Genomic DNA, 11,950 nt, shown 5'->3' with positions numbered 1-11,950 from the left:
GACGGATGACACCGCTGGAGGGCGGTCCCCCGATGACCCGGGGGGCCGCCCTCCAGCGGTGTCACGTCCTGCCGGCGGGGTCAGAACTCCCGCCGGGGGCCGGGCGGCAGCGCGCGTGCCGGCACGGGCCGCATCGCCGGGGGCGCCTGCTGCTCCGCCCGGACGGTCTGGCCTCCCTGGCCGATCTGTCCGACCCGCTGCCACTGCGACTGCTGCCGGGCGGTCTGCGCGCCCGCGCTGTAGGCGCTGTACGAGTGGCTGAACGACCCCGGCCGGTGCCCGTTGTACGTGCCCGTGCCGTGCGGGATGTTCCCGAAAGCGGTGAACCCCAGGTTCTCCTCACCGCTGCGGTCGCCCGGCAGCGAGCGGAACGTCTTGACGTACTCGGCGTAGAGCGCGTCGTAGATCGGCGTGGCCGATGGGCCGGCCTGGGGGGTCTGAGCCTGTCGCGCGGACGGGACCTGGTAGGCCTGGCGGCGGGGAACGTCGTAGGTGTGCACGTATGTCCAAACGAGGGCGCACTTCAAGAGATGCGGCCGGGCGGCGTGCCTTTGGGGGCGCGGGACCGCGCGAGGACGCGGTCACGCCGCGGGGGCTCGACCGGCCGCGCGCCGTCCGCGGCAGCCGTCCCGCCCGCGGTTCCCCTCGGCGGGGGACTCAGGTACCGGCGAGCGGCAGCGCGGCCCCGACCAGCTTGCCGTTCGCCGCGGCCCGGTCCAGCGCGTCCCGCAGCAGGTCCTCCCGCGGCTGGCGCCCGATCGACCCCACCGGTGCCGCGAACATCAGCACCTGCTGGTGCTTGTTGGCGGCGGCCCGCCACCCCTCCGTCACCTGCAGCGGCTGGTGCGCCTGCCACCAGGCGACCGGCTGCCCGCCGTTCACGGACGGCTGCAGTACGGCGTGCAGCTGGCCCATCGCCAGCAGCACGGACCAGCCGTGCTGCACCGGCGGCACCTCGTACAGCTCGGACAGCGGCATGAAGCCCTGCTCGATGAGGAGCGGCAGGAAGTCGTCCCCGGCGCCGACGGTCCCGGGGCGCACGATGGGGGCGGTGGGCTCGACCACCAGCGCGGGGTGCAACTCCCCGGCGAGCAGGACCAGTCCGCTCGTCACACCGAGAACGGCCTGCTCGGGGACGATCTTCTCCGCGTTCAGGTCGGCGGTGTCGCCGCTGATGGAGCGGACGGCGCCCTGGAGCTGTTCCTCGGTGACCTGGACGACCTGCGAGGGCAGACAGGTGGCGTGGGCGAAGGCGAGGACGGCCGTCTCGTCCCCGATGAACAGGACGGTGCTGGTGCGTTCGTGCGCGGAGTCGCCCGGGGTGCGGCAGGACGTGCAGTCGTAACTGCCCGGGGCGTTCTCTCCGGTGAGCAGCCGGTCGGCTTCTTCGTCGCCGATCTCGGCGCGTACCTCGTCGCTGACGTCGAGCATGCGCGGCACGGGTGACTCCCTCGGAAAGCGGTGCGTTGGCGGGCCGGGTGGGTCCCCGGCTCATGAGATGACAACGGGGGAGCTGTGGTGGGGGTCACGCTGAACGCCCGACGCGATCACATCGCCGAACACGGATGGTCACGTTGAGTATGGAATCGGACACTCCTTGTCAAGTAACGGGAAGGTCACGGCGGTTGACTCCGTGAACTGACTCACAGGATGCCCGTGTCGGCGGTCGACAAATGCTGAAATTCCGGTATGTAGTGGGTGGCCGGAATTCGCCGCTACTTGCGGTAACCGTCAACTGGCCTGCAACAACAGGGATTTGGTTGATATCGGCTCGTCAGGCTCCCTAGATTGCTCCGCCGTGTGCAGCGAGCACCGCTCGGGAACGTCCGCCGGCCGCGCAGAGCCAGACAACGCGCAGCGACACCGCCGGTGGACGGGGCGGAGCGCGACACCCGCGTCGACACGCGGGAAGCGCCCCGCCCGGGGGAGACCCGGGTCCGTAGAGAGGGAACTTCATGTCCGAATGTGCCGATCACCACTCCCGCACGTCGCGTACGACGGCGGTCCTCGCCGGGGCGGCCCTGCTCGCCCCCCTCGGACTGCTGGCCGCGACCGGTAACGCCGCGGCGGCCGACGGCGGGGTGTGGGACCGCATCGCCCAGTGCGAGAGCGGAGGCAACTGGCACATCAACACCGGCAACGGCTACTACGGCGGGCTGCAGTTCTCCGCCGGCACCTGGCGCGCGTACGGCGGCACCGCCTACGCGTCCACCGCCGACAAGGCGACCAAGGCCCAGCAGATCGCCGTCGCCACCAAGGTCCAGAAGTCCCAGGGATGGGGCGCGTGGCCGGTCTGCTCCAGCCGCGCCGGGGCGACCGGCAGCGCACCGGCGAACTCCGGATCCTCCACCGGGTCGGCGTCGACCAAGTCGACCAAGTCGACCAAGTCGTCGAAGCCGGCGGCCAAGTCCGGTTCGTCGAGCAGTGGTTCCTCCCAGGCGCCCGAGCGCACCACGGCCAACACCTCCCGCGGCACGGGCCGCGGCGACTACACCGTCCGCGTGGGCGACACGCTCAGCACCATCGCGGCCGGGCACAACACCACCTGGCAGCGGCTCTACACCGCCAACAAGGGCGTCATCGGCGGCGACCCCGACCTGATCATGCCGGGCCAGCGCCTCGCGATCTGAGGCGAACGCCCCGCGGGACACCGCGGCCCCACCCGGTTCACCCGCCGGGTGGGGCCGCGCCGCCGTCCCGGGCGCGGCCCGCCCACTCGGCCGCCTCCCCGCCGAACACGACGCTCCCGCGCCGCAGTTCGTACACGAACGTCCTGCGGCCGCGCAGCGCGGGCGGCAACCGCTGCTCGGCGAGCACCACACACGCGTCGAGCGAGGACAGCAGGGCGTAGGTGCGGGCCGCCACCGCCGGTGCCATCCCCTGGGCGGGCTCGTCGACGAGGACCACGCGCGCGTGCGCCGACAGGGCGCGGCACAGGGCCACCATGCGCTGCTCACCGCCCGAGAGGGTGCCGGCGCGGCGCGCGAGCAGCGGCTCCAGCTGCGGGTAGAGGGTGTGGTCCGCCCCGGTCAGATCCAGGTTCTCCCGTACCGTCAGCGAGCCGAACACCGCCCGCCGTTCGGGGACCAGGCACAGTCCGCGCCGCGCCCGCTCGAACGCGTGCATCCGGGTCACGTCCGCGCCGTCCCACACCACCGCGCCCCCCGACAGCGGCACCGCCCCGGCCAGCGCCCGCAGCACCGTCGTACGGCCGGAGCCGTTGCGGCCCAGCAGGACGGTGAGGCCCGGCGCCGGGGCGGTGAGGGTGACGCCGTGCAGGGCCTCCAGGGGGCCGTAGCGCACGCGCGCGTGCCGCAGCGAGATCACGGGGTCGTCTCCAGGGCGTCGAGGACGCGGTCGGGCGGGCCCGAGGCGACGATCCGGCCCGCCGCCATGACGTGCACGGTGTCGGCGAGACCGGCGACCAGGTCGAGGTCGTGCTCGACGACGAGCAGGGCCGTGCCGTCGGCGGCCAGGGCACGCAGGATCCTGGCGAGCGCGCTCACCTCGGCGGTGTCGAGTCCGGCGGCGGGTTCGTCCAGCAGCAGCACCCGTGGGGCTCCCGCGAACGCCCGGGCCAGCTCGACCCGGCGCAGCGTGCCGGTGGGCAGCCCCGCGGCGGGCCGTGCGCGGACCGGCCCGTCCAGCCCGAACAGCGCCAGCGCCCGCTCCACGGCCTCCGGGCCGGCGGTCCGCCCCTGCTCGGCACCCACCCGCACGTTCTCCGCCACGGTCAGCGACGGGAACACGGCCAGTTGCTGGAAGGTCCGCGCGACACCGAGCCGGGTACGGGCGTGCGCGGGCAGCCGCGTGATGTCCCGCCCGCCGAACAGCACCTGCCCGCGCACGGGGCGCAGGGTGCCGGCGAGACAGTGGAACAGGGTGCTCTTCCCGGCGCCGTTGGGCCCCACCACGGCGGTGACCCGCCCGGCGGGCACGTCCAGCCCGACACGGTCGAGAGCGGTGAAGCCCCCGTAACGCGCTTCGAGGTGACGGGCCGACAGAAGGGCGGCCGGCGACGGCGCCCGTGCGGGCCGGGAGGGGCGGGGTGGGGTTCCTTCCGGCGGGGACGGTGTACGGGCGGCCCCGGACGGGTGGCGCGCAAGGGCCTCCGGCGGGGACGGCTTACTGGCAGCCCCGGACGGGTGGGCTGGAGTGCGGGTGGGGCCGGATACGTCGGGCGGGCCGGACGGGGGCCGTCGGTTCCCGGGTGCACGGTCCGCCGCCCGCAGCCTTCGCCGTACCCGCGCGCCCAGCGGTGTCAGCCCCGCCCGCGGCAGCGCTCGCGCGCCGGCCGCCCGCAGCGCCTCGTACGGGCCGCCGGGAAAGCGGCCCGTCAGCGCCGCCAGGACGCCCACCAGGACCGCCGCCACTCCGCCGCGGGCGCCCGCGTCCAGGCCCACCAGCAGCGCCGCCGCGATGAGGGCGCCCAGGGCGTTGTCGGCGCCCAGAACCACCACCGCCGCGAACCAGAGCAGACCGCGGACGGGGTCGTACGCGCCGGCGTCGAAGGCCCGCAGACCCATGCCGAGCATGGCGCCGCCGAGCGCGGCCAGCGCGGCCCCCGCGACGAAGGCCAGGAGTTTCAGGGCCGGGACGCGCACGCCCGCCGCCGAGGCGCCCGGCTCGTGGTCGCGCATCGCCGCCAGGGCCCGCCCGGTACGGCCCCGGCGCAGCGCCCGCGTCGCCAGCAGGGCCACCCCGAGCAGGCCCAGCTCGAGGACGTAGTACGCGCGGTCCCCGTCGAAGCCCGCCGGACGGCCGAGGGCCAGGCCCGAGGTGGCGTACGGCTGGGCGAAGACGAAGCGGCTGACGCCGACGCCGACCGCGAAGGTCGCGAGGGCCAGGGCGAGTCCGTGACGGCCGATCGCCGGCCGGCCGGTCAGCAGGCCCAGCGGGGCCACCAGCAGGACCGCCACGGCCAGCGCCACCAGCTCGGGCAGGCGCGGCAGGCCCGGAAAGCGGCCCGCGGCCAGCAGTGCCGTGAACAGGGCGCCCAGGCCCGCGTACGCCGCCTGCCCGAGGGAGATCTGGCCGCCGCGGCCGGTGACCACCACCAGGGACAGCAGGATCACACCCAGCGCCGGGACCTGGACCGAGGTGTGCAGGTCCGGCCCCGCGAACCCCAGCGGCAGCAGGAACAGCACCGCGGCCACCGGCCACGCCCCCGGTGGGGTGCGCATCCGTGCCCGCGCCGGGGGCGGCAGCGCGTCGCGCGAGCCCACGCCGGGCAGGACGAGCGCGGCGACCAGCAGGGCGACCACGAACAGGTTCGCGCCGATCGCCTGCAGCAGCGGCGCGCCCCAGCCCGACGGGTGCAGCCGGGTCAGCTGGCTCTGCGCGATCCCGACGCCCAGCGCCACCGCCACCGCGACCGGCAGGCTGCGCATCCGCGCCGCCACCGCCACCGCGACGACCTCCATCACGAGGAGCGGCAGGCCGTACGGGTCGAGGCGCACGTACGGCGCCAGCAGGACGCCCGTCAGACCCGCCGTGAACGCGCCGAACGCCCAGCCCGCGGCCGCGACCCGGTCGGCGTCGACGCCGCCGAGCGCGGCCAGCTCCCGGTCGTCGACCACCGCCCGCAGCTCCCGCCCGAAGCGCGTCCACCGGCGCGGGCCGGGTCCGCGGGCGGGACGCAGGGCCGCACCGACACCGGCCGCCAGGACCAGCACCACGGCCAGCTGCCCCCACGGATCCGCGCGCACCAGCTCCGGCACGTCGTCCCGTGCCCCCTGCCCCCACACCAGTGCCGCCCCGCCCACCAGCAGCACGAACACACCGATCGAGGCCACCAGGGTCTGTGCCGGATCGCCGCCCAGCACCGCGAGCGGCCGGAAGACGAACCGTTCCAGCACCACCCCGATCGCCGGCGCGAGGAGAAGGAGCGTCACCGCCGCCGCCGGCCACAGGGGCCAGCCCCACTCCACCACGCACTGCCGCAGCACGTACGCGCAGATCATCGCGATCGCCCCGTGCGCGAAGTTGAGCACCCCGGTCGCCCGGTAGGTGACGATCAGTCCGATGCCCGTGAGGGCGGCCGCACTGCCGACCGAGAGGCCGGCGAGCGTGAGGTCGTAGGTCAGGGACGACATCAGGAGTCCGCCGCGTCCGGCTCGCAGACGGGGCACGGGTCGAGGTCGCCGCTCGCCAGCAGCCGGCCGTCCACCGGCACCGCCTCCGGCTTCCCGGCGACGAGCGGGCAGTCCGCGCGGTGCCACAGGGTGCCCCCGGGCACCCTCCGCAGCTCACCGCTGACCGCGACGGGCGCGACCGCCGGGGACGACTCCGCCCGGTCTTCCCGCTCTTCCGGTCCGGCCGTCACCAGAAGGCCGTACAGCTCCTCCACACGCGCGGTGGCCGCGTGCGCCCGCCCGTACGTCAGCAGGACCGACCCGGCCACGATCAGCGCGGCACCCGGGACGGTGCAGGAGGCGAGGTAGGGCAGCTGCCGTTCGGCGAAGCGCTCGCCGGAGACGCCGTACCACCCGGCCACGCACAGCACCGCGCCGACGGCGAGCGCGGCCAGGCCGGCCCAGGGGAAGGGACGCACGGTCCGCAGTCGTCCTCTCCGCATCTTCCGGCCTCCCACACGTCGTGCGACGGTCCATGTCGGCCAATGGCTTGCACTATGCCCTCTGCAAGCTGACCCTGAAAGCACCGGGCGCGCACGCCCGGAACGACACCCGGTGGTGAGCCACATGGTTCTCGGGAGCGACGTCACACGGGGGGACACACGGCGGGGAAGCGGCCGCCGGGCGGCGGGACGGGGCACGGCCCTCGCGGCCGCCCTGGTCCTCCTGTGCGCCCCCGCCCTCGCGGCCTGCAGCGACGACGACGGCGGCGGCGGTGCCTCCTCGCCCTCCGCGTCGGCCTCGCAGGCGCCCACGAGCGCGCCGCCCACCGCACCCGCCGATCCGGCGGCGGCCGAGCAGCAGGTCCGGCAGAACTGGCAGAAGTTCTTCGACCCGGCCACCTCCACCGAGGACAAGCAGGCCGTGCTGGAGAACGGCGAGCGGATGGGCCCGGTCCTCCAGGCCTTCGGCGGGGACCGGCGCGGCGGACAGGTGGCGGCCGAGGTGGGGAAGGTGGAGTTCACCAGCCCGACCGAGGCGACCGTGACGTACACCCTCACGCTCGACGGCACGACCGCCCTGCCGAACGCCTCGGGGAAGGCGGTCCTTCAGGACGGCACCTGGAAGGTCTCCGGCACCACACTCTGCGCGCTGGTCAAGCTGAGCGGCGATGGGTCCGCGTCGGCGGTTCCGGGCTGCTGAGACCGCTGCCGTCACGCTGCTGCTCCTGCTGAGCGCGGCCTGCGGCAGCCGGCTCCCGGAGAGCGACTTCGGACCCACCGGGACCCCTCCGGCCTCCGCCGTCCGGGTCGGCGTCATCACCAGCGCCACCAGCCCCGTGGGCGGCGCCGCGTTCACGGGGCCGCGCGACGGCGCGGTGGCGTACTTCGACCGGCTCAACGCCCGCGGGGGCATCGACGGCCGCCGGGTCGAGGTGCGGCTGTGCGACGACGGGGGCAGCGGCGTCGGCAACAACACGTGCGTGCACAAGCTCATCGACGAGGACAAGGTCGTCGCCCTCGTCGCCACCACCGCCCTCGACTACGCGGGAGCCTCCCGTGTCTCCCGCGCGCGCGTGCCCGACATCGGCGGCCAGCCCCTCGGCGCCGCCTACGACACCTGGCCGCACCTGTACGGCGTCTACGGCAGCCTCGCGCCCCGCGACGGCACCCCCGGCTGGGACGGCAGGCTGTACGGCGGCACCGAGGTCTACCGGTACTTCAAGCGCGAGCACGGCGCCCGCACGGCCGCGGTCGTCTCCTACAACCAGTCCGCGTCCGCCGCCTACGCCCGGCTCGTCGAGCGGGGGCTGAAGGCCGAGGGCTACCGGGTGGTGAGCGAACAGGTCGACTTCGCGCTGCCCAACTTCCGCGCCGCCGCCGCCGACCTCAAGGCGGAGGGCGCCGACCTCGTCTTCGACGCCCTCGACACGCACGGCAACGCGCAGCTGTGCGAGGCGATGGACGCGGTCGGGGCCCGGGTCACCGCCAAGGTCACCAACGTGCAGAACTGGACGTCCACCGTCCCCGACGACTACCAGGACTCCCCGGCCTGCCGCAACGCCCTGTGGGTCACCGGATCCAGCCGCAACCACGACGACACCTCCCGGCCGGCCGTACGGGAGTTCCGGGACGCCACCCGGCGCCTCGGCACCCACTCCCAGTGGCAGCTGGAGGGCTGGGCGGCCGCCCGGTGGTTCACGGAGGCGGCCCGGGCGTGCGCGGCCGACGGCATCACGCGCGCGTGCGTCGACGACTTCATGAACCACAGCCAGGACTACGACGCCGGCGGACTGCTCCTCCCCGTGCGCTTCGAGCGGCTCCCCGAGCCCCCGCGGACCCGGCGGACGTGTCTGTCGGTGGCCCGCTGGAAGGACGGCGAGGGCTGGGTGACACAGGGTGAGATGACCAGGAACTGCTTCGAGGTGCCACAACTCGCCTACACACCGTGAGCCCCTGGGAACCCGCTCCCCGGCCGCCGCGGAGCAGGGAGATTGTGTGGGGAAGCGGTGTATTTCCTATGAGGTGTCAGGTTCCGGAACCGTGCGGAATCGGGTGAGGAACGGGTTTGGGGAACCGCTTTCCGGGAAGTCCGCGCCGGGCTATTCGAGCCACCGCGGAGCCTTGCGGGAATTACGTTCGAATGCGTCGGGAAGGGGTGCGTAAGTGCTCGGGAACCGCTCGTACGTGTGACGGACTTCGGCCGAAACATGTGTCGTGATCCTGTGACAGAAGTGTGACCGGAGTGATCCACCTCGCCGTTCCGGGGTTCCCGCCGCCACGGCCCGCGGCCTAGCGTGGGCCGTATGGCACCGAATCCCACACCGCAACCCACTCCGCCGGCGGAGCCCGAGGACAGCCCGGACGGATACGTCGGCCTCGACGCCGGGCGGGCCGAGCGGCTCGCCCGGGAACGGGGATGGCCGACGGTGCGCTCGCTGCCGCCGGGGGCGATCATCACCATGGAGTACCGCTTCGGACGCCTGAACTTCGAGGTGCGCGACGGCCGCGTGACGCGGGCCTGGAAGGGCTGAGCGGAACACGGCGGCGGCCGGGGAGAACACGGCGAAGGCCCCGGTTCCCGTCAGACGGGAACCGGGGCCTTCGGATGCGGGACCGGGCTGTGCGTACCGGTGGTCCCGCTGGTCGCAGGGGTCAGCCGCCGGTCAGCGGGCGGGCCGCCGATGCGGTCGCGCCGCGGGGGACGCGCTCGGGGTGCGGGGGTCTGCGGCTGCCGACGGGGGTGACCGGAGTGCGCTCGGAGCGGGCCGTGTGCGGGCCCGGGGCCAGGTACACCGGCGCTCGGGGCGGGCGGGCCGCGGCGACCGTCTCGCGGGCAGCGGCGGCCTCGTCCTGGGCCGTGCGCGGCGTGAACGGCACGGGCACCGGGACAGGGGCGGCGGGAACCGGGGCGGTACCGGCGCGGCGGTCGCGCAGGCGGTCGCGCAGGGCGAGGATCCGCACCTCGGCGCGGGCGATCAGCGGTTCGCACCAGGGCAGGGCCAGCAGGATCAGCAGACCGGCGGCCCAGCCGAGCACGACATCGCTCAGCCAGTGCGTACCGAGGTAGACGGTGGTGAGGCCGACGCCGAGCGAGACCACCGCGGAGACGGCGGACAGCCAGCGGCGGGCTCTCGGGGTGGAGGCCAGATACGCCAGGATTCCCCAGGTCACGACCGCGTTGGCGGTGTGGCCGCTGGGGAATATGTCGCCGCCCAGGCCCATCTCGTTGGAGCCGATGGTGGTCGCGTAATGCGGTCCGAGCCGGCCCATGCCGAGCTTGGCGGCGCCGACGGTGATGTTCAGCAGCAGCAACGAGGCGCCCAGCGTCAGCAGCGGGCGCAGGGTGTGCTGGCGCCAGGATCTCCAGCCGAGCCAGGCGGCGACCATCACGGCGGTCGGGCCGCGCTGGCCCAGGACGACGTAGTAGTCCAGGAACGCGTGGATCTCGGGCCACTGCTGGTACGGCCGGAAGAACATGACCTGCCAGTCGAGGCGGACCAGCCACGAGGTGATCACCACGAGCCACACGATCGCCAGATAGAAGGCCAGGGTCGCCGCGAACAGCGCGATCCTGTGCCTGCTCATCCTCGGCACATCGATGTGGGCCGGTCGTTCCGGCTCACGGTCCAGCCTGGCGAACACCCGGTCCAGACGGGTGAGGTTTCGTTCGGTACGCACCTAAACGACGTTACAGCGAGTGAGCTCGGCACTCGGCCGATTCCGCTGGTTTGTGATGACGATGTGATGTGGGATTGCTCTCAGAAGGGGCTTTATTCCTACGGATTCGCTAATCCTCGAACACCGGTCCCTTCAATTCCTTTGATCATTGGCGGGGATAGTTTTAAGGAACTTATGAATGAGTTCACCGGAAACTCACGGGGGACCGGAACCGTTCAGCCACCACGCCCCGTACACGGCCGACGCCACCGCGACACCGCCCGCCACCAGCGCCGCCCGCGAGGTCCGCGGCCGGGCCAGCGCCAGGGCGAGGGGGAACAGCAGCGGGAAGGCGGGCAGCAGCAGACGCGGCTTCGAGCCGAAGTAGCTCGACGCGCACAGGGCCAGCGCGAGGACCGCGCCCCCGTACACCAGCAGCTCCAGCGGCTGGCGCTGCCGCACACAGGCGACGTACAGCCGGATCAGCAGCGCGACCCCGACGACCAGCCCGAGGCCGGCCGGGACGGACGGAAGTGACGTGAACTTGTCGGCGACGAACCGGGCGAAGGCGTAGCCGCCGTCGAAGCCGTTGCGCCAGCCCGCCTGGACGTCGAGATAGCCGAGCGGGCCCTTGCCGGTGTGGTGCCCGACCCACAGGACGTACCCGGCGACGCCCAGCGGGGCGAGCAGCATGCCGAGGGCGCGTGCTCCGGGGCGGGCGCCCTCGGTTGTCCGTTCGCGCCCGAGGGGACCGTTCACGGGTGTGCGGGGGGCGCGCTCCGGGGCGGGCGCGCCCGGCGCGGGCGCCGTGCTGCGGTTCCGCACGAACGGGATCCGCGAGGGGAGACCCCGGATCGCCGGGGAGGACGCCAGGCCGGCCGCCCAGACCGCCGCGACCACCGCGAGCCCCACCGGACGGGTCAGACCCGACAGGGACGCGAGCACACCCGCGGTCACCCACCGTCCGGTCAGCACCGCGTACAGCGACCAGGCGGCCAGCGCGGTGAACAGTGACTCGCTGTACGCCATCGACTGCACGATCCCGACGGGCAGCAGCGCCCACACCAGCACCGCGCACACGCCGGCCCGACGGCCGTACACGTGATCGGCGACCGCGAAGATCCCCCACGCCGCGGCGAGCGAGGCCGACAGGGAGACGGCGAGACCCGCGCCCGCGTACGACAGCGGGGTCACCCCGTGCAGGAGTCTTTCCAGCCACGGCAGCAGCGGGAAGAACGCCAGATTCGAGTGGACGTCGCCGTTCGGCAGCCGGACCTCGTAGCCGTACCCCAGCTCGGCGACCCTCGTGTACCAGAGGGCGTCCCAGCGGGCCGTCAGCAGGGTGTACGCGCTCTTGTCGCGGGCGGCGCTCCACAGGGCCAGGACGAGCAGGCCCAGGGCCCGTACGGCCGCGTAGCCGAGCAGGGCGGGGGCCGCCCGGCGCAGGCCGGCGGGGCCGGAGGGCGCCACGCGCGTTTCAAGATCGGTCACGGGCCCGATTATCGACCGGGCGGCACAGGGGCCGGGAAAGCGGACGCCCGGGGAGTGGCGTACGCCACACGGGTTGGCCGTGCGGTGTGAGAGTTCCGCCACGTGGCCCTGGCGCGAACTCGCGTACGCTGCCATTCACTCGTGTTCGTTTGCGCGGGCCGGAGACCACCGCTCCTCTCCGGCCGAGTCGCGGGGAGTCCCCACCCCGCGAGCCCGCCGGACCGA

General features: G+C 73.9%; 11 protein-coding genes. 4 read left to right on the top strand and 7 right to left on the bottom strand.

All coding sequences use genetic code 11. The features are described from left to right. Positions 1 to 80: 80 nt before the first annotated feature. Entirely contained in the window at positions 81 to 500 is a 420-nt protein-coding gene (locus tag ACFY30_RS25185; RefSeq protein WP_390847396.1) for a hypothetical protein, read from the bottom strand. 157 nt (positions 501 to 657) lie between these two features. Further along, a complete protein-coding gene (locus tag ACFY30_RS25180; RefSeq protein ID WP_390847395.1) occupies positions 658 to 1,440 on the bottom strand; it encodes a hypothetical protein in 783 nt (260 codons plus the stop codon). A 515-nt stretch (positions 1,441 to 1,955) separates the two neighbouring features. Between ACFY30_RS25180 and ACFY30_RS25175 the strand changes: the two genes are divergently transcribed. Then, positions 1,956 to 2,630 (top strand): transglycosylase family protein, encoded by a 675-nt coding sequence (locus ACFY30_RS25175; RefSeq protein ID WP_390847394.1) that lies wholly within the window; start codon positions 1,956 to 1,958, stop codon positions 2,628 to 2,630. Between the two features lie 37 nt (positions 2,631 to 2,667). Here ACFY30_RS25175 and ACFY30_RS25170 read toward each other — a convergent pair whose 3' ends face one another. From ACFY30_RS25170 to ACFY30_RS25160, 3 genes are read right to left on the bottom strand one after another with little or no spacing between them, the layout of a single operon-like run. Next, positions 2,668 to 3,327 (bottom strand): ABC transporter ATP-binding protein, encoded by a 660-nt coding sequence (locus ACFY30_RS25170; protein ID WP_390847393.1) that lies wholly within the window; start codon positions 3,325 to 3,327, stop codon positions 2,668 to 2,670. Next, positions 3,324 to 6,095 (bottom strand): ATP-binding cassette domain-containing protein, encoded by a 2,772-nt coding sequence (locus ACFY30_RS25165; protein ID WP_390847392.1) that lies wholly within the window; start codon positions 6,093 to 6,095, stop codon positions 3,324 to 3,326. The genes ACFY30_RS25170 and ACFY30_RS25165 overlap by 4 nt, the downstream gene beginning before the upstream one ends. Next, entirely contained in the window at positions 6,095 to 6,577 is a 483-nt protein-coding gene (locus tag ACFY30_RS25160) for a hypothetical protein (RefSeq protein WP_390847391.1), read from the bottom strand. Before ACFY30_RS25160 ends, ACFY30_RS25165 begins: the two co-directional genes overlap by 1 nt. A 124-nt stretch (positions 6,578 to 6,701) precedes the next feature. Here ACFY30_RS25160 and ACFY30_RS25155 point away from each other — a divergent pair, with 124 nt between their 5' ends. The 3 genes from ACFY30_RS25155 to ACFY30_RS25145 all read left to right on the top strand — a co-directional run bounded on the left by ACFY30_RS25155 (position 6,702) and on the right by ACFY30_RS25145 (position 9,108). Continuing rightward, the gene (locus ACFY30_RS25155; protein ID WP_390847390.1) at positions 6,702 to 7,277 is read left to right on the top strand and encodes a hypothetical protein; all 576 of its coding nucleotides are present in this window, start codon (positions 6,702 to 6,704) and stop codon (positions 7,275 to 7,277) included. After that, complete coding sequence (locus tag ACFY30_RS25150) at positions 7,246 to 8,526, top strand: ABC transporter substrate-binding protein (protein ID WP_390847388.1); 1,281 nt, start codon at positions 7,246 to 7,248, stop codon at positions 8,524 to 8,526. The genes ACFY30_RS25155 and ACFY30_RS25150 overlap by 32 nt, the downstream gene beginning before the upstream one ends. A 354-nt stretch (positions 8,527 to 8,880) precedes the next feature. Further along, positions 8,881 to 9,108, top strand: a complete 228-nt coding sequence (locus ACFY30_RS25145; RefSeq protein ID WP_390847387.1) for an I78 family peptidase inhibitor — start codon at positions 8,881 to 8,883, stop codon at positions 9,106 to 9,108. A gap of 121 nt (positions 9,109 to 9,229) precedes the next feature. Here the strand turns inward: ACFY30_RS25145 and ACFY30_RS25140 are convergent, their stop codons facing one another. Together ACFY30_RS25140 and ACFY30_RS25135 are read right to left on the bottom strand one after the other, a co-directional pair. Further along, positions 9,230 to 10,255, bottom strand: a complete 1,026-nt coding sequence (locus ACFY30_RS25140; RefSeq protein ID WP_390847386.1) for a phosphatase PAP2 family protein — start codon at positions 10,253 to 10,255, stop codon at positions 9,230 to 9,232. A gap of 195 nt (positions 10,256 to 10,450) precedes the next feature. Next, complete coding sequence (locus ACFY30_RS25135) at positions 10,451 to 11,725, bottom strand: mannosyltransferase family protein (protein ID WP_390847384.1); 1,275 nt, start codon at positions 11,723 to 11,725, stop codon at positions 10,451 to 10,453. Positions 11,726 to 11,950: the final 225 nt, after the last annotated feature.

It is taken from the genome of Streptomyces sp. NPDC000345, assembly GCF_042898825.1.
Lineage (GTDB): Bacteria > Actinomycetota > Actinomycetes > Streptomycetales > Streptomycetaceae > Streptomyces.
The sequence above is the reverse complement of the archived record's forward strand: the minus strand, read 5'-3'. Positions and strand labels throughout refer to the sequence as shown.